General features: G+C 34.3%; 20 protein-coding genes. 10 read left to right on the plus strand and 10 right to left on the minus strand.

What is annotated here, in order from left to right; all coding sequences use genetic code 11:
* Positions 1-232 precede the first annotated feature (232 nt).
* Together MHI39_RS18660 and MHI39_RS18665 are read left to right on the plus strand one after the other, a co-directional pair.
* Positions 233-499 carry a YhdB family protein gene (locus MHI39_RS18660; protein WP_058004977.1) on the plus strand — a complete coding sequence of 89 codons (267 nt, stop codon included), beginning with the start codon at positions 233-235 and terminating at the stop codon, positions 497-499.
* A 250-nt stretch (positions 500-749) separates the two neighbouring features.
* Positions 750-1,193 carry a disulfide oxidoreductase gene (locus MHI39_RS18665; protein WP_180212736.1) on the plus strand — a complete coding sequence of 148 codons (444 nt, stop codon included), beginning with the start codon at positions 750-752 and terminating at the stop codon, positions 1,191-1,193.
* A 118-nt stretch (positions 1,194-1,311) separates the two neighbouring features.
* Here MHI39_RS18665 and MHI39_RS18670 read toward each other — a convergent pair whose 3' ends face one another.
* On the minus strand, positions 1,312-1,719 hold the full coding sequence (locus MHI39_RS18670) for a DUF5365 family protein (protein ID WP_058004975.1): 408 nt from the start codon (positions 1,717-1,719) through the stop codon (positions 1,312-1,314).
* Between the two features lie 116 nt (positions 1,720-1,835).
* Between MHI39_RS18670 and MHI39_RS18675 the strand changes: the two genes are divergently transcribed.
* The 3 genes from MHI39_RS18675 (at position 1,836) to MHI39_RS18685 (ending at position 4,060) form a co-directional block, all read left to right on the plus strand.
* The gene (locus tag MHI39_RS18675; protein WP_071977144.1) at positions 1,836-2,753 is read left to right on the plus strand and encodes an RluA family pseudouridine synthase; all 918 of its coding nucleotides are present in this window, start codon (positions 1,836-1,838) and stop codon (positions 2,751-2,753) included.
* A gap of 97 nt (positions 2,754-2,850) precedes the next feature.
* The gene (locus MHI39_RS18680; RefSeq protein ID WP_058004973.1) at positions 2,851-3,177 is read left to right on the plus strand and encodes a DUF3870 domain-containing protein; all 327 of its coding nucleotides are present in this window, start codon (positions 2,851-2,853) and stop codon (positions 3,175-3,177) included.
* 415 nt (positions 3,178-3,592) lie between these two features.
* Positions 3,593-4,060, plus strand: coding sequence for a GNAT family N-acetyltransferase (locus MHI39_RS18685; protein ID WP_071977143.1), 468 nt, complete (start codon positions 3,593-3,595; stop codon positions 4,058-4,060).
* A 317-nt stretch (positions 4,061-4,377) separates the two neighbouring features.
* Here MHI39_RS18685 and MHI39_RS18690 read toward each other — a convergent pair whose 3' ends face one another.
* The 3 genes from MHI39_RS18690 to wrbA form a co-directional block, all read right to left on the minus strand.
* On the minus strand, positions 4,378-5,592 hold the full coding sequence (locus MHI39_RS18690; protein WP_342539920.1) for an acyl-CoA dehydrogenase family protein: 1,215 nt from the start codon (positions 5,590-5,592) through the stop codon (positions 4,378-4,380).
* Positions 5,593-5,606: 14 nt separating this feature from the next.
* A complete protein-coding gene (locus MHI39_RS18695) occupies positions 5,607-6,764 on the minus strand; it encodes a CoA transferase (RefSeq protein ID WP_071977141.1) in 1,158 nt (385 codons plus the stop codon).
* Between the two features lie 536 nt (positions 6,765-7,300).
* Positions 7,301-7,909, minus strand: a complete 609-nt coding sequence (gene wrbA, locus MHI39_RS18700) for an NAD(P)H:quinone oxidoreductase (RefSeq protein WP_058004970.1) — start codon at positions 7,907-7,909, stop codon at positions 7,301-7,303.
* A gap of 347 nt (positions 7,910-8,256) precedes the next feature.
* Between wrbA and MHI39_RS18705 the strand changes: the two genes are divergently transcribed.
* From MHI39_RS18705 to MHI39_RS18725, 5 genes are all read left to right on the plus strand, one after another.
* Positions 8,257-8,877: a DUF47 domain-containing protein gene (locus MHI39_RS18705; RefSeq protein WP_058004969.1), complete on the plus strand. Its 621-nt coding sequence runs from the start codon at positions 8,257-8,259 to the stop codon at positions 8,875-8,877.
* 13 nt (positions 8,878-8,890) lie between these two features.
* Entirely contained in the window at positions 8,891-9,889 is a 999-nt protein-coding gene (locus MHI39_RS18710; protein WP_058004968.1) for an inorganic phosphate transporter, read from the plus strand.
* A gap of 187 nt (positions 9,890-10,076) precedes the next feature.
* Complete coding sequence (locus MHI39_RS18715; RefSeq protein WP_251339215.1) at positions 10,077-10,919, plus strand: SPFH domain-containing protein; 843 nt, start codon at positions 10,077-10,079, stop codon at positions 10,917-10,919.
* 12 nt (positions 10,920-10,931) lie between these two features.
* Positions 10,932-11,102 (plus strand): Arc family DNA-binding protein, encoded by a 171-nt coding sequence (locus tag MHI39_RS18720; RefSeq protein WP_065107292.1) that lies wholly within the window; start codon positions 10,932-10,934, stop codon positions 11,100-11,102.
* 213 nt (positions 11,103-11,315) lie between these two features.
* Entirely contained in the window at positions 11,316-12,614 is a 1,299-nt protein-coding gene (locus MHI39_RS18725) for an NCS2 family permease (protein WP_342541464.1), read from the plus strand.
* Positions 12,615-12,811: 197 nt separating this feature from the next.
* Here the strand turns inward: MHI39_RS18725 and MHI39_RS18730 are convergent, their stop codons facing one another.
* The 6 genes from MHI39_RS18730 to MHI39_RS18755 all read right to left on the minus strand — a co-directional run bounded on the left by MHI39_RS18730 (position 12,812) and on the right by MHI39_RS18755 (position 17,980).
* Entirely contained in the window at positions 12,812-13,249 is a 438-nt protein-coding gene (locus tag MHI39_RS18730) for a hypothetical protein (RefSeq protein WP_342539921.1), read from the minus strand.
* Between the two features lie 419 nt (positions 13,250-13,668).
* On the minus strand, positions 13,669-15,000 hold the full coding sequence (locus MHI39_RS18735) for an MFS transporter (protein ID WP_342539922.1): 1,332 nt from the start codon (positions 14,998-15,000) through the stop codon (positions 13,669-13,671).
* A gap of 71 nt (positions 15,001-15,071) precedes the next feature.
* Positions 15,072-15,431 (minus strand): metalloregulator ArsR/SmtB family transcription factor, encoded by a 360-nt coding sequence (locus MHI39_RS18740; RefSeq protein ID WP_326160701.1) that lies wholly within the window; start codon positions 15,429-15,431, stop codon positions 15,072-15,074.
* Positions 15,432-15,530: 99 nt separating this feature from the next.
* The gene (locus tag MHI39_RS18745; protein WP_278892264.1) at positions 15,531-16,442 is read right to left on the minus strand and encodes an MBL fold metallo-hydrolase; all 912 of its coding nucleotides are present in this window, start codon (positions 16,440-16,442) and stop codon (positions 15,531-15,533) included.
* Between the two features lie 298 nt (positions 16,443-16,740).
* On the minus strand, positions 16,741-17,421 hold the full coding sequence (locus MHI39_RS18750) for a phosphopantothenoylcysteine decarboxylase (protein WP_078110490.1): 681 nt from the start codon (positions 17,419-17,421) through the stop codon (positions 16,741-16,743).
* A 121-nt stretch (positions 17,422-17,542) separates the two neighbouring features.
* Positions 17,543-17,980: a GNAT family N-acetyltransferase gene (locus tag MHI39_RS18755; RefSeq protein ID WP_071977137.1), complete on the minus strand. Its 438-nt coding sequence runs from the start codon at positions 17,978-17,980 to the stop codon at positions 17,543-17,545.
* Positions 17,981-18,078 lie beyond the last annotated feature (98 nt).

Raw genomic sequence — 18,078 nt, forward strand, 5'->3', positions numbered from 1 at the left:
GCTTTTTTTCCATGCCGATCGTTATTTGTTAAAACTTCACTTAAATAGCAACAGCACCTTCTTTAACACTTCTCATCATTTATCCATGACAAAAATAAACAAGTTATAAATATCGCCATCGCCAAGTTTTACAGCGACATATTCTATATGTGCTGCATATAATACAAATAACTCCTTTAAGTGACTATTTCACTTGCTGAGTTCAATCGAACATCAAAGGAGGAGATTAGTCTTGAATCAAGTTGATTATGATCGTGCCTTATATTATACCCATCGTTCACAATGGGATAATTTATTAATTTTAATGGTACGAACAAAAGATGATATGCTTTCAAAACGAATCGAACATCTTCTCCACGCCTATCATTTCTCACATGACTATACCGTCATTGAACGCAGTCTCTATTCTTTGTTTAGATATATTGACCATGCTAATGAAATGAGTGGTGTCACAGAAGATTTAACCAGCAGTGAAGCATTTCACCATACCCAGATTTAATTACTTGATAACGGGTCGTTCTAGCTTTTTAGAACGGCCTTTTTTTGTTCAGCTTTTTTCGTATTGTTTGTTGCTTTTGTAAAATCCCAACTGATTTGTACCACCTTTCCTTAAATAGCAACAATGTTTGAGCAAAGAGTCTTTTGTTTAAGAACATATTGTGAACAAATCGATAATTGCCACTTGATTATTCCTTTTTTTAAGTAAAAAGACTATAATTTTATTACTAGTCAATTAAAGGAGTTAGTCAATGCAAACGAAAAATAATCGTAAAGTGTTCTTTTGGAATTTCGCATGGACAGTATCCATTGTCGCTACATTAGGAAGTTTATACTTTTCTGAAGTTCGCCATTTTGTTCCGTGTGAGCTTTGCTGGTTTCAGCGAATACTTATGTATCCATTAACAATACTTATCGGTATATCAATCGTAAGAAAAGAATTTCAGCTTTCCCTTTATGTAGCGGTCTTATCCGGTATTGGTTTACTGACATCTCTTTATCATTATTCAATACAGAAGATTTCCATTTTTAGTCAACATGCCCCTTCCTGTGGGCCAGTCTCTTGTACAGGAGAATATATTAATTGGCTAGGATTTATTACTATTCCCTTCCTTGCTCTTATAGCATTCATTTTCATTTTTATTTCTAGTATCATCGTGTATAAACACACAAAAAATGATGAAGGTAATGAGTAATGAACATCATTCTTTAAAAAAAAGTGGTCGAAAATGAGATGATCCCCTACGTTAGATTTAGGTTCATCTCAAAAAGACCACTTTTTTTACTCTTTTCACAAATTTAAAAAGAGCTTTTTTAAATGAGTATTTCGTTTGCAGCTTTTTTATAAATAGAAAATGAATCAAATAATATTTTATCCTTGCGATTAAATATGGAATAATTAAATGGAAAAAATATATCATATTTTTCCAAAAGATCAATATTTCGATTAAAAAGTTTTCCGTAGTAATGATGAAGTGGTTTTTGCATTTTCTCTTCCAAGATTGTAATAATTGTTTGTAAACTTGCAATTACTTGAAAAGCATCTTTTAAGGTATTAAAATTTTCAAAATGGAGTTGTTCTATATGTAATACTCCCATTTTTTTAAATTCAGCAATTTCTTCATCTTCGTAGTAGAAAGGAAAAATCTGTGTATACAGTTGATTAATTAATTCTACTATTTTTTTCTCCTGTTCTTCCGTTGATGCATATAAGACCTTCACAAATGACCCACCCTTTTATTGTATTACTTTAAAGAAACTTGCTATTATTAGTTACAGAATAACACATTAAAACTGTAAAAAATTGTGGTAATTATGACCATGTGAAAGGAAAAAATATGTGGATAAATAAATCAGGAAAGTGGTTTCAATTTAGGGTGCCACAACAGTGGGAAAACCTTACTGGAGAAGCTATTTTCAAAGAAAATTGGAAGGTACCTAAGAAACTATTACATCAATGGCGAATGGAAAAATTGGTAAAAATTGATGATCAAACTATCAACTGGTCGAAGCCACTTTCCTTGGGAACGGAAATATCAATTGCATTATTTACTGAGGAAGATTATGGCGTGATTCCTCAACAGCTTGCCATTGACGTATTATTTGAAGATGATCATTTAATCGTTGTTAATAAGCCTGCTGGTATGGATACACATCCAAATTCCGAAGGACAGCTAAATACACTAGCAAATGGGGTTGCCTTTTACTTGCAGCAAAAAGGAGAGAAAAGGCGTGTTCGTCATATTCATCGACTTGACAAAGATACTTCGGGTGCCGTTTTATTTGCTAAACATGCATTAAGTCATGCTATTTTGGACCGTTTGTTAAATGAAAGAAAGATAAAAAGGACTTATTATGCGTTAGTCCATGGGATCATTCAACCATCTTCCCTCAAGATTAATGAACCAATCGGTCGGGATCGTCACCATGCAACACGGCGCAGAGTTTCGAAATCAGGGCAATCAGCACAAACAAGGGTGTTAGTCATACAAAAATTTATGAAAGAAAAAATGTCATTCATACAGTGTTCATTAGATACAGGTAGAACCCATCAAATTAGAGTTCATTTAAGCCATATTGGTCACCCATTAGTCGGAGATTTATTATACGGTGGGAAGCCGCTTTTCCCTAGACAAGCCCTACATGCTAGAGAATTGAGCTTTCTCCACCCATTTACAGAAGAAAAAGTCAAATGCATCGCACCATTCAATGATCAACCAGAGATATTTGAAGCATACATAAAACGCGTTAATTAGTAAAGGGGCAAAACCCCTTTACTTTTTTGATAAGCCCTTTTATTGTATAATAACTCTAAATAGACTTTTCAAAATTTTTCATCAAATGAGGGATATAATGAACACATATTTCATTGCTGGTCATGCGAAGCTACCTGCCGGAATGGCAGCAAAAAGTATTTATGAAACCTTAACAATTACCGCTGAAATCGATCGAAAGTACGGGGTCATTGTTGAAGCTACATGCACATTAGCGACCGAACACGGACGTGATTTCATTTCCCATTTGTTAAAGGGCTATAGCCTTAAAGACGGGATCGAAGCTCCTTTAGATACTTTAAAAAATTGTTATTTTGGAAAAGCCTACAATGCATTAACTTCCGCATTAAAAGATTTACATAAGCAATATTTACTTACTTGTGAAAAAAATAAACAGAATAGTTAATAAAAGAGGCTGTTTTGTATTAGATAGTTCCGATTTTGTGGAGAAACATACGAAATAGCATGCTAATTAGCAGACCAAATCGCAAATGATTTGGTCTCTTCTTTTCCTTTATATACCAATAATTATTGAATATTAACATTAAAATAGCTTACAAAATCCCAACCCCAATAACATAATGACAACAGCTATTGTCAACAGTTAATTATTATGTTAATGCGCACGCTATTTGTTATGTTGATTATCATAAACCAAGTAGGTAATTGAGATTTTATGTAAAAAAATAACTGAGATTGTGAAATAGTTTTCTAAAAGAAGCAGGTCAGTCTAAGAAGGATTGCACGCTTTTTTTGTTGAATTTGTACATTAACAAAACAGTTTTGGTTAAAAAACTGAGTAAAAATTAATGAGGTGTAGTATGTCAGAAATATACATTAAATTAATAAGTTCAGACAATTGGCGAGAAGCACTTGAATTATCCGTCTTTGAAGAACAACATAAATTTGTTGCATCTATTAATCCACCCGTTGCTATTGCTCTTGCTAAAGCATATATAAGACCAGGTGGAAAAGTGGTAGAGCCATATGGAATTTACAATAAAAATGAGATTGTAGGCTTTTTCAATCTGCATTTTACACCAGATAGTAAAGACGATTACTGGCTGTTTCATTTTTTCATAGATAAAAGATTTCAAAGAAACGGATTGGGTTCAAAAGCATTAAATGAATTAATCAGACATATTAAAAATAACCATCCTTCTTGTAATCGTCTGAATTTAACGGTTAATCCTGAAAATGAAGCAGGCAAATTATTTTATTTAAAATTTGGTTTTTCAGAAGATAATATAATGACCTTCGATGAACCCACTTTTTCCATATTGATATAACAATACTATGAAAGTACACATTAAATATTTTTTGTTGGACAACAGGTGCTTAGTTTAACAAGACAATATGAAAACAAAACGCTTGGATATTAAAATCCAAGCGTCTCTGTTTGCTATTTGTGCTGTTATTTCTGTTGCTAAGCATACTATGTTTTAGTATGTTATTTCATCTGTTTTTTTACATTTTCTCCACAGTATCTGAACTACTTAGTTTTATACAGACCTCTTTTCAATTTTATTGCTTTTGTAAGAGCCCTTCTAACAGCTTTAATACTTTACAGCACTTTTTTTCAGTGAATAAAAAAGGTTCTCTGTCATTATTTCTCAACCAAGTTGTTATCTACTGCAAATGGCCATGATGGAAGCATTTTACTTAATGGCTTATCCTGGCGATATCCTAACACATATTCTGCCTGCATAATTGTATGAATCTCTCGAGTTCCTTCATAAATCACAGGTGCCTTAGAATTTCTTAAAAATCTTGCTACAGGATATTCATCTGAGTATCCATAGGCTCCATGAATCTGTACCGCGTCGTCAGCGGCTTTATTGGCAAAGTCACAGGCTTGCCACTTTGCTAATGAAGTTTCGCGTGTATTGCGGACACCTTTATTTTTGAGTTCACCTACCCGATAGACTAGTAGGCGGCTCATTTGAAGTCCAGCTTCCATTTTGGCAATCATTTGCTGAACAAGCTGGTGTCTGCCTATTTCCTTTCCAAAAGTTTTTCGTTCATGGCAATATTTCACACTTTCCTCCAATGAAGCCATGATTAATCCACACGCGCCAGCTGCTACTGTAAATCGTCCATTATCTAAGGCAGACATTGCGATTTTAAACCCTTCTCCTTCTTGACCAAGAAGATTTTCCTTCGGTACTCTTACTTGATCAAAAAAGATTTCGCCTGTATTCCCAGCTCGGATGCCGTGTTTATTTTTTATCGCTTTTGAAGAAAAACCTGGCATGGTTCTTTCAACAATAAAGGCTGATATCCCGTGGTGCTTCTTACTTTTATCAGTATAGGCAAAAACAAGAAAATGATCAGCTACATCGCATAAAGAAATCCATGTCTTTTGACCATTTAAAATATAATCATCACCATCTTTTATAGCAGTCGTATTTAATGCTGCTACATCTGATCCTGCACCTGGTTCAGTTAATCCAAAGGCACCGACCTTTATTCCTTTAGCTTGAGGGGTTAAGTATTTTTGCTTTTGTTCCTCGGTCCCCCATTGAAGTAAAGTTAAGCTGTTTAAACCCGTATGCACGGAAACAGCCGTACGATATGCTGTATCCCCTCTTTCCAGCTCCTCACATACTATCGCCAATGCATTATAATCCATCCCACTTCCACCATAGGCTTCAGGAATACATACCCCCATTAAACCTAGCTCGGCTAATCGTTTCATAATGCTTGGTTCGAATATTCCTTTTGAGTCCCATTCTCCTATAAAAGGTATGATTTCTTTATCAACAAAACTTCTTACAGTCTCACGCAACATTATTTGTTCTTCGGAAAAATCAAAATTCATTTATTCTCACTCTCCTATTTATTTTGTGAATAACCCAGGTCTTTGAAGATTTCATCATTATGCTCGCCTACTAAAGGCGGGGGATATTTTATTTTAATTGGTGTTTTTGATAATTTAAGTGGACTTCCAACTAGCTTTATGTCACCTGCCTGTGGATGCTTAGTTTCAATCATCATTTCCCTTGCGCGAACTTGTGGATCATTAAAAACCTTATCGATGGTATTAATCGGTCCACAAGGAATCCCATGTTGCTGGCAATGCTCTTGCCAATATTCAGTAGGTTTTGATAGCAGTATTTTTTGTAAAATTGGAATTAATTCTTGGCGATGTTCGACACGCTTTGCATTCGTTTGAAAGCGTGGAGATTCCGATAAATATTCTAGTCCTAATATATCTACAAATTTTTTGAATTGGCGGTCATTTCCTACCGCAATCACCATTTTCCCATTTGAGGTATCAAATGTTTGGTAAGGAACAATATTGGCATGTGAATTCCCTATAAGGCCAGGTATTTTTTCAGACATTAAATAATTGCTTGCAATATTCACTAAAGCACTGACTCCCGCATCAAAAAGTGAGAGATCCAGCTTTTGCCCTGTTCCTGACTGATTTCTTTCTAAAAGAGCCGCCTGTATACCGATACAAGCATATAATCCAGTTAAAATATCAGTTATGGCAACGCCAACCTTTTGCGGACCTGACCCTTCATCACCTGTAATGCTCATTAAACCAGACATTGCTTGAATGATATAATCATACCCAGCCAAATCCTTATATGGACCCGTCTCTCCAAAGCCAGTTATTGAACAGTACACGATTTTTGGGTTGATCTTTGCTAATATTTCATAGTCTAAACCTAAGCGTTCCATCGTTCCGGTTTTAAAATTATGGATGACCACATCACATTCTTTTACAAGAGTTTTAATAATTTCCTTTCCTTGTTCAGATTTGAGATCGACAGTGATACTCTTTTTATTTCGATTGGCACATAAATAATACGCACTCACTCCATTTTTGAATGGCGGTCCCCAATTTCTTGTATCATCACTACCGCCTGGTGCCTCAACTTTAATAACCTCTGCCCCTAGATCACCTAAAATCATCGTACATAATGGTCCAGCTAGAACTCTCGTTAAATCCAGAACCCTAATTCCACTTAACGTCTCAGTCAGTTTTATTCACCCCTTCTTTTAAGATCACTTTTTTAGTAAATTGAGTAAAAAATACTACTGAATGTTTAAAAACAGAACCATTTTTTAAATAAGGCTGTTTTCGTATCGTTTGTTGCTTTTGTAAAAGCCCAACTGCCGGCTTTTACTCCCAATAAAGGATTTTAGAGGTCCTTATGGAGATTGGCTCTTTCTCAGTAAAATGATACGTGTACCGATCCTCAGTCGATATTTAATAGTTAAAACTTTCCTTAAATAGCAACAATGTTTGAGAAAGAGCCTTAAATAAACACAATAAAAAACCAGTCCTCCCCCATAGGTGGAAAACTGGTTCATAACCTGTTGGATGCATTTCGGTGAGAAATGTGAACAGATTTTACAGTTTGAAAATAATTACAAAGAAAAGAAATATACCCCGGATTGCCTGAATGGTAGTACAGGTCAGGAGTATTTTATATTACTGATATTTTACTCTATTTTTAATTATTTGACAATAAAAAAATCCCCTACGATGTGTAGGAGATTTTCAGCTAATTTTTTTATTGCAAACCAGCTTTTACCCATTCTGCCACTTGAACTGTACGTTTTGCTTGATGCTTTACGGCTGCTTCTGCATCTTCCACAATTCCTTTTTCTGTTACAGTTACAGTTGTTCCGTAAGGATTACCACCTGCTTTATAGATCGATTCATCCGTATAACCTGGTGCGACAATGATTGCACCCCAATGCATCATTGACGTATAGATTGTATGGATGGTTTGTTCTTGTCCTCCATTTACATTCCCAGCTGATGCCATTGCACTGACTACTTTATTTACCGTCTTTCCTTGCGCCCAAAATCCACCTAATGTATCTAAAAATTGCTTCATTTGTGAAGGAATATTTCCAAAACGAGTAGGTGCGCTAAAAATAATTGCATCTGCCCATTCTAAATCAGCTTGAGTCGCCACTGGAACATGTTGTGTTTCCTCGACATGTTTCTTCCATGCTGGATTCGATTCAATGGCAGCGGGAGGTGCTAATTCCTCGACCTTTAATACTTTTACTTCTGCTCCAGCTTCTTTTGCTGCTTCTTCAGCCCACTTTGAAAGCTGATAATTCGTTCCAGTTGAGCTATAATATACGATTGCTAAATTTACATTTGTCATAGTTGTCTGCATCCCTTCCGAAATTTCTCTAAGTTGATGAATAGATCATCATTCACTTATTTTGCTCCATTAAAGAATAACTAATTCTCCTAATACCTCGACTTAATAAATCTCAACCTCAAGAAAAAATTAATATTTAATCGAAATTTGTCGAATAATAGTTCCAAATAAGCAAAAATCCTCAGATATTTATAGAAAAACTGTGAAAACTAAAGAAAACATGAGGATATAAAATAGACATAATTGTAAGCGAATACACAAAAAAAATCGACATATTTCTTTAATCTTTTCACAAAATCATATAAAATAAATACGTTTGATAATACAAAGCTTTTAGGAGGCTCTCTATGGTATTTAAGAACAAGAAGGACAAATTTGCAGTTTTATTAGGGGAAATCTCTACGAATTTAAGAGAAAGTATGAATTATTTCGCGGACTATAAACTGAATAGTACAAGTGATTTAAAAATCTTCGCCCAAAAAATGAAAGAATATGAATCACAAGGCGATACATACGTTCATCAAATGATTTTGGAGTTAAATGATACATTTATTACTCCAATTGAAAGGGAAGATTTATTAACACTAACGAATAGTCTCGATGATATTTTAGACGGATTAGAGCACTGTGCGTATATTTTTGAAGTGTATAATATCACTGCCGCTGATGACTATATGTATAAATTCGTTGATGCAATTAGAAATTGTACCGTTGAAATTGATAAAGCTATCGAGCTTATGTTTAGTAAGAAACTCCCTAGTATGCGACCACATGCAATCAAAATTAAAGAGTATGAGTCCATGTGTGATGATGTATTAAGAGAGTCTATTAAAGAACTTTTCAAAAATGAAAAGGATCCTATTCGTTTAATTAAATACAAAGAAGTATATGAGGATCTCGAAGAAATTGCTGATTATTGCCAAAGTGTTGCAAACATTCTAGAAACCATTATTATGAAGAACGCATAAGGAGTCTTTTTATATGGATAGTTTTTTACTTATTACTATATTAATCGTTGTTTGCGCTCTGGCATTTGATTTCATCAACGGATTTCATGATACTGCGAATGCGATTGCTACGGCTGTGTCAACAAAGGCATTAAAGCCTAGACATGCCATCATCATGGCAGCAATAATGAACTTTGTAGGTGCGATGACATTTACAGGTGTCGCAAAAACAATTACGAAGGATATTGTTGATCCGTTTACATTACCAAATGGTTCCGTAGTTATTTTATCGGCGTTGCTCGCAGCGATTATATGGAATTTACTTACTTGGTATTTCGGTATACCAAGCAGCTCTTCTCATGCAATTATCGGTTCTATCGCAGGTGCAGCTATTGCCGCTGCAGGTTTTGCTTCATTAAATTACAAGGGATTTTTGAATATTTTAGAGGCACTTATTTTATCTCCAATTATAGCTTTTGCTATAGGTTTCATTGTTTATAGCATATTTAAAGTTGTATTCAAAAATTTCAATTTGGCACAAACCAATAAGCGATTCCGTCTGGTTCAAATTTTTACGGCTGCTTTACAATCATATACCCATGGGACAAACGATGCTCAAAAGGCAATGGGAATCATTACAATGGCGTTAATCGCTAATGGCTATGCTTCATCATCTGATATTCCTTTTTGGGTTCAAGTATCCTGTGCAACGGCGATGGGATTAGGTACATCCATCGGTGGCTGGAAAATCATAAAAACTGTTGGCGGAAAAATTATGAAAATTAGACCAATCAATGGGGTAGCAGCTGATTTAAGTTCAGCATTTATTATCTTTGGTGCAACTTTTATTCACCTACCAGTAAGTACAACTCATGTTATCTCCTCTTCCATTCTAGGTGTTGGATCAGCACACAGAATTAAAGGTGTTAAGTGGGATACGGCAAAAAGAATGGTTATTACATGGGTCATTACATTACCTATTTCGGCAACTTTGTCTGGTTTAATTTATCTTGTTTTAAACAGTATTTTATAATTGTAGGACAAATGTATAAAACAACAGATAACAACAAAATTAAATTATTCTCATCACTTATTTTTAACTTCGCATTAAACTATGGGCGAAGTTTTTTTGTATTTCTATTCTAAATTATTTACATTATTATACAAAAGTGATATCATAATAATATGATTAAGATATGATTTTTTAAGGGGGATTAATAATGAAAGAGAAAAAAGTATTTCAACTTAATGGCTTTTTAGCCGTTTTATTGATCATCGTGCTTTTAGGGCTAGCAGTTTTCATGTTTTTCAAAGAAAATTTAGTGTTAGCGATTTTATTTGTATTGATCGCGGGTGTACTTGGGTCAGGAATCACCATTATCCAACCAAATCAAGCAGGTGTCGTTACTTTCTTTGGAAAATACCTTGGTACCATTCGTGAAAGTGGTCTATTTTTAACCGTACCATTTACATTAAGACGAACAGTTTCCTTAAGGGTTAGAAACTTTAATAGCAAAAAATTGAAAGTAAATGATGTAGAAGGAAATCCGATTGAAATTGCTGCTGTTATTGTTTTCAAAGTAATTGATTCAGCAAAAGCAGTATTCGATGTTGATCAGTATGAGCAATTTGTAGAAATTCAAAGTGAAACAGCCATCCGTCATGTCGCTACAAAATATCCTTATGATACGTATGACAATGTCGAATTAACGTTAAGAGGCAATGCTGAAGAAGTATCGAATGAACTCTCAAAGGAACTACAGGATCGTTTAAATGTGGCTGGAGTAGAGGTTATTGAGGCAAGACTCACTCATCTAGCCTATTCAACAGAAATTGCTCAAGCAATGCTCCAACGCCAACAAGCGTCAGCCATTATCTCCGCACGTCAGAAGATTGTTGAAGGTGCAGTTGGTATGGCACAGCTTGCCATTAAACAACTAGAACAAGGGAATATCATCGAATTAGATGATGAGCGTAGGGTTCAATTAGTCAATAATTTGCTCGTTGCTATTGTTTCAGATAAAGCTACACAACCAGTAATTAATACAGGAACTTTATATTAAAGAGGCATATGAATGGCTAAGAAAAAAAGCTTTCCATTGCGTATAGACCCAGAACTTTATGAAACACTCCAAAAATGGGCAGCAGATGAATTTCGCAGTGTTAACAGTCACATTGAATTTATTCTTCGTGAAGCTGCCAAGAAAAATGGACGCTTATCTAAAAAAAATAAAAATGATGAGTAAGATCGAAAGCAACGAAAACCATTTCGTTGCTTTTTTTGTTCCATTTAGACAAGTAATTTATGATAATTCTGGAAAAGCTATCTTTAAGAGCATTTCCTTTGCTATCTCTTAAAAAAATGTTAAAATAATGGTTGCTTAAATTTAAATAAACGAATAATATATAATATGTATTTAAAAACGTTCGTCTTTTGGAGGAAATATTTTATGCTTAAGCTGTTTAAATTGAAAGAAAACGGCACAAATGTTAAAACAGAGCTTATTGCCGGTTTAACTACCTTCTTAACGATGGTATATATTGTTGTTGTAAACCCTGTTATTCTTGCAGATGCAGGAGTACCATTTGACCAAGTATTTATGGCAACCATTATCGCCGCTGTAGTTGGGACTTTATGGATGGCACTTTTTGCTAACTACCCGATTGCCATTGCACCAGGTATGGGAATGAATGCGTATTTTGCTTATTCAGTAGTTGGTAGCCATGGAAATATTGACTATATAACTGCCTTTTCAGCAGTTTTCGTTGCAGGTATTATTTTTATCATTTTATCTTTAACCCCTTTTAGAAGTAAGTTAATTGAAGCCATTCCTGAAAATCTTAAGCATGGGATTACTGCAGGTATTGGATTATTTATCGCTTTTATCGGTTTAAGACAAACGGGAATTATTACAGCTAGTGAATCCAATTTGGTTCAGCTTGGTGACTTACACAGTCCATTAACTATTCTAGCTCTCGTCGGTTTAGCGATTACATTAATCCTAATGGCTAGGAATATTCACGGTGCATTATTCATCGGAATGATTATTACTGCGATCATTGCACTTTTTACTGGACAACTTTCATTTGACAAAGGATTTGTTGGACTACCACATTTACCAGAGTTTATTATTCACAATCCTATTTCAGCTTTTGCTGATGTGTTCCACCATAGTTTATATGCAGTTGTCTTTTCATTTTTATTAGTAACAATTTTTGATACTACGGGTACAATGGTAGGTGTTGCTGAACAAGCAGGACTGATGAAAGGTAAAACAATGCCTCGCGCGAGAGAAGCCCTCTTAGCTGACTCTCTAGGTACAACAATCGGCGCAATGTTTGGGACAAGTCCAACAAGTGCATTTGTTGAATCTACCTCAGGAGTGGCTGCAGGAGGCCGCACAGGGCTAACAACACTTACTGTTTCTATCCTTTTCATTATTTCTTCTTTCTTCGGGCCTTTAGTCAGTGCTGTCTCTGGTTTATCAGCCATTACTGCACCTGCCCTAATTATAGTTGGAAGCTTAATGATTGGAAGTGTAGCCAATATTAAGTGGGGTGAAATAGATGAAGCCTTTCCTGCTTTCCTAATTATTTTAAGCATGCCATTAACATCTAGTATCGCAACTGGTATTGCTTTAGGATTTATCTCATATCCTATATTAAAAGTAGTGAAAGGAAAGTGGAGAGATATTCATCCACTAGTCTATATCTTTGCCGTATTGTTTTTCATTCAACTTGCTTTCTTACCACATTAATATCACTTAGGAATCAGCTTCGACTGATTCCTTTTTTTTGTCTTCTAAAATAGACTTTTGTAATTCCTATAAAAATAATTTCATGGAATACACTAGAGCTTTCAACATGTAAAAAAAGCCAATCAGACAACCGTTCAGTTGCTAAGAGGTGCATAAAAATAACCTTAATGAAGTGTTACAGTTTTTAGCGTTTTTGATTATCTTCTAATAAGTTGGTAAAAGAATCCTATCAGTAATCTTGCAAATGGCGTAGTCAGTGGAAGCAAAACGAAAGCATAGATTGTACCCCAGACTAATGTGCCATCAATGTTTATCGTTTCCATGCCTCCTCTGACGATCGTTTCACCAAAAATAGCACCAACCGTTCCACTGTATAAGGTAATTAGAAACGCACATATAAGACTTATCAGCCAAAGTTTTTTGTTTGATAAGTCTTTTCTATGATGGAAATAACCACCTAGTACTGCAAATGTAATCGCAAAAGGAATGATGACTGAGAAGTGCAACCAACTTTCGCCCCAAAATGAGATTACTCCCCCAGCCCACGATTGTCCGATTAGCATAAATAAGAATGCAGTAACAATTGAACATACAGCACCAAAAACAAGACCTTTTAACCATGAGAAAATTTGCATGATGTAATCACCACTTCATACTTATTTTAAGACAAAAAATATATATCTATTACATTGCTTTTCTAACACAATATGACAAACAACTATATTTATTCCAAAACGACTATCTTTGCAAAAATAGCATTTTTTTTTTTAAAGTGTTTTATTGAAAGTAAGTTGTACGCTTAGAAAAAGGAATGTCTCAATTTTGGAGACATTCCTTTTTCTAACTAAAAATATTTAAATTTCCTCTTAAAAGCATCTGTTCATGTAAGTGAAATGATTCACAATCCAACCATGTTTTTATAGGAATGTGCCGCGATAGTTCCAGTAAACTGTGGAAAAAGAACATTAACTCTTCCTTGCTCAATGCCCTTTAAACATATATAGCCAGAAAAATAGAGTAGATGAATTACAGACTTCGTAAAAAACCTACCCCATCAGTCCTTTTCTAAGGATACGTTTCTTTTTAACGAAAGTTGGCTATTCTTTCTTCCAGTAAACATTAATAGTAATATAACCACTAATAAAACAGCGAAGCACTGAAGTACAAAGGGAATATTGGTGTAAACACTTAGTATCCTACTTGAAACGGATGGTCCAAAAGACATACCTAAAAAATTTATAAGATTGTACATTCCCAATCCCATCGCAGCTTTTTCCGGTTTTATATGTTGTGGTATTTCTAGGTTTATAATCACTGTTAATGCTCCGTAACTTGAATAAATCAAAAAAAGTCCTAATATGGCCATTATAATGGAATGAATGCCAAAAAACGCTAATATACAAAAACCAAGCAATTGTAACAATATAGAGAGAAACATTGACTTTCCATTACTTATAACCTGAACTATTTTTCTTATCATTAGGCTGATAAAAAAGGAAACGATCGCAACGATACAAATAATGAACCCTATCTGTATAACTGATAAGTGAAAGGCCCTATTCATCAATGTAGGGAATAAAAACAAAGTTGCAACCATAGCTGCATTATTAATAAAGCTAATTAAAATCAATCTATTGTAAGAATAATTTCTAAATACGGATGGATCAACTAATAAAACAATTTTTTTATTTTTACTATGTAATCCTAATAAAAATACTGAGATTATACATAGAAAAAGTAGGTAGATATTCAGTTTTACACCTAAAATGAAAAAAGTGACAAATATGACCAAGTAGAACATTCCTAGGATATCAAAGGGCTCTGTTATCCTTTCTTTGCTTGCATATCCAGAAGGAAATAAGAAATAAATACCAATTGTTATTAGGAATGTTAGACTCATTGGCAAAAACAAAGAGTGCCAGCCCCATGTAAAAGCAAATATTCCACCTATTAAGAAACCTAAACCAGAACCTAAAGATAAACACCCACCTATCAGGGTAAGAGCAACATTCCGTTTAGGTAAAGGAATATATTGTGTAGCTGTAATCATGGATAGAGCGATAAATGAGCTGCCTCCCATTGCTTGAATAATACGGCCTATCAAGACCACAGTAAAGATGCTAGAATAAAATCCTATTAAAGAACCTAAAGTAAATAATGTTACTCCTATTAACAACAACTTTTTAATTTGAAAATAAGAAGCAAGCTTACTGTATATAACCGAACCAAATGTTGTGACCAGCGTGTAAGCAATAACGATCCAACTTATTGCAGAACTATTCACTTTTAAATCAATAGCCATATCTTCCAACGTTACATTAAATAATATTGAATTCATTACACCTGCCAGTACAATTAAACATAATGTACCTATAAGTTTATTCATCTTAGTTTAAGCTCTCCTTTGTTTAATAGTCATAAAACTTTAGAACTAATGAAGAAAAAAATTTGGCTACCTTATAACGTAGCCAAAAATCCGGGTAAGTATTGTTTAAATGTCTCTTTATTTAAAGAAACATATTTTGTTACCCCTTCTTTTTCGATATGCACCAGGTTCGCTTCGGATAAGATTTTCAAATGATAAGAACCATTTGATTTGCTTATTTCTAGCCTCCTACCAATATCCGAGCATCGCGGGCGTGTATCTTGCTGAGATAATATTCGGATGATGTTGATCCTTTTCTCATCTGCTAAAGCGTTAAATATTCTAACTCTTTGGTCATCACTCAATTGTTCTAAAGTCATAAAACTATTGTAAAAATAAAATAAGAAAATGTCAATGCTTAGAATATGGATTAATGTTGGGCAACTCTCCATTAGATTTCAACAAATTTGGATATGAATGGCTGTTGATTATTTTTTGTATTTGTAGTTATGGTTTTATTAACATTCATTCAAAACCATTTTTCAAATTAATTACATCACGGTTTCTCCTATTGATAAAACCTTCAATTGCTCCTTTGGCAGTTGGCATTTTTTCCATTCACGCAGTAAACGCTCTAAGGCTTCGGGACCTGTGTCATCTGCCAATCGATAAGCACCATAATGCATAGGAACAAATTGCTTCGCCTCTAGTTCAATAAATGCCTTCACACTATCTTCTGGAGAAATATGCGAGTCTGCCATAAACCATTCCGGTTCATAAGCACCAATTGGCATAAATACGATATCAATCATAAAACGTGCAGCTATTTCCTTAAAACCTGAGAAGTATCCTGTATCCCCTACAAAATAAAATGTTTTACTGGTAGTTTGAAATATCCACCCACCCCAATGGGAAGTATTCATATCGTTAAGCGACCTTCTTGTCCAGTGCTGAGCTGGTACAAAGTGGATTCTGATCCCTTCATATTCAAACGATTCCCACCAGCTCATTTCTCTTACATTTTGATAACCTTTTTTTATAAACAGAGATTTCATTCCAATAGGAACAAAATAGTATGGATTACCTTTTAGTTTTTTCAATGTTGGAAAATCAAGATGGTCATAATGACCATGTGAAATGACCACAACATCGATTTCTGGCAAATCCTCCAACGGAATTCCTGGTTCAGTTAATCGCTTTTGAAAACCCATTCGCTTCGCCCATACTGGATCAGTAAGTATATTAAGTCCATCAAGTTGAAGCAAAAAAGTAGAATGTCCAATCCAGGTATAAGAAGTTCGACTTCGATTTTCCTTAATTTCTTTGATCCTTTTATTTGAACATTGTGGTATATTTTCAGTTAAATCCTTCTCTTTACTTCGTCTTTCCTTCTGCCACTTACGTATATCCCGAAACGTTTTCTTATTCGACACATCATTCAAATTAACATACCTTGTCTTCATCATTTCTCCTCTCGGACAGAGGGACGGTTCCGTTGTCCCATTCCTTTTTATTTTATGTTCAGGTGATAAATCCTTATACAAACTATTACCAATTTTTTTAACCTCTTAGCAATATTTTGTTATCATATCGACTCATAAATTTATTTACTATGGCTCCCAATCCCTTAGCTGCTTTGACAGCATATTGTTATTTCATTAAAGCGTACAGTATTATTCTGCTTAAGATAACTGATTGACGTTAGCTAAACCATTAACACAGTCGGCAGCCTGGAATACCCTCTTTAATGGAAGTAAATAGTTAGTTTATATAATATTCAAGCAAATGAATTAAACCCGCCGCTGTCTCATTTTTACTACTATATTTTTTGGGTGCTTGAAATTTTGAAACAATATAATGTTCTGCTTCCTCGCCATATAGTGAACCTGTTTTATTAGCAACCATAAATTCAGCATTGGAAGCAGTCATCCGAAGATTTGCCCTATCTAATAAGTAATTAAGATCATCTGTATGTTCTAACTTAAATCCGACAAGTAATAAGTTTGGATTCCATTTTTTTATTTGCGATAATACTTTCGGTGCTTTTTTAAAATGAATGATTGGAGGTTCATCACTAGACATTTTTCCTGATTCTAAAATTGGATTTCCTCGTTGATCTAATACTTTATCAACAACCCAATCTGAACCAGCTGCTGCCATAATTACAATATCGATATTTTCAGATTGGACGATATTTTTGATTTTTTCACCTAAATCATATATACCCTCAAATTGAATTAAACGCATTTTCCTACGATTTTCAGGAAGTTTAGCAAAATAACCATGTAAATATATAATCTCTGCTTCTTTATTCAACGCTTCTTCAGCTAAATAACACCCAATTGTGCCCTTTGCTAAATTAGTATGTCCTCTGACATTATCCCATTTTTCAAGTGTTCCTCCACTTGTTATCAAAATCTTCTTTCCTTTTAAAGAACTCATGAAATCACCTTCTACTAAGTTACTTATTAGTGCCTGTTGATTACTCTTTCTCTTAAATTCTAGCATTTTTTTCAAAACCAATATTGGAGTAGCGCTCCTGTTAATGCAGAGTTAGAGTTATTTATATTGGCAAACTCATTGTAATTGTTCTGATGTTAAATCCAAACTTTTCATACAGTTTAATTGCTTGATTACCTGCAAATGCACTTAAACGGACTTCTGAATATCCATCTTGTTTCAGATAATCAATAGCTGTTCTCATTAACATTTTGGAAATTCCTTTCCCTCTAAATTCTTCTAAAACAAATAGCTCATAAATAAATCCATTGATCTTATCAGTAAATTGATCTTTGCTTGCCCCTATTAGAATCCACCCCATTAACGTATTGTTTTCTGTTGCGATTAAGTAATAGTTTCCCTTCTTTAAGAGTGGTTCAATAAGTTGTTCAATTTTTTGATTAGTGGGTCTTACTTCACCTAACGTCCCATCAAATACAGCTTGTGGAGAAAGTGATAAAATCCTTTTGAGTTCCGAATCATTTGGTTTTCTAATATCCATTAATTAAGTGCAATCCTTTCAGTATCCTTTTTAGGAAACTATTCTAATTAGAGTCTGATTTATATTCTTTTCGATAAAAAAAAAGGAAATCCTTCTTC

The sequence above is a fragment of the Heyndrickxia sp. FSL K6-6286 genome (genome assembly GCF_038630395.1).
Classification (GTDB): Bacteria; Bacillota; Bacilli; order Bacillales; family Bacillaceae_C; genus Heyndrickxia; species Heyndrickxia oleronia.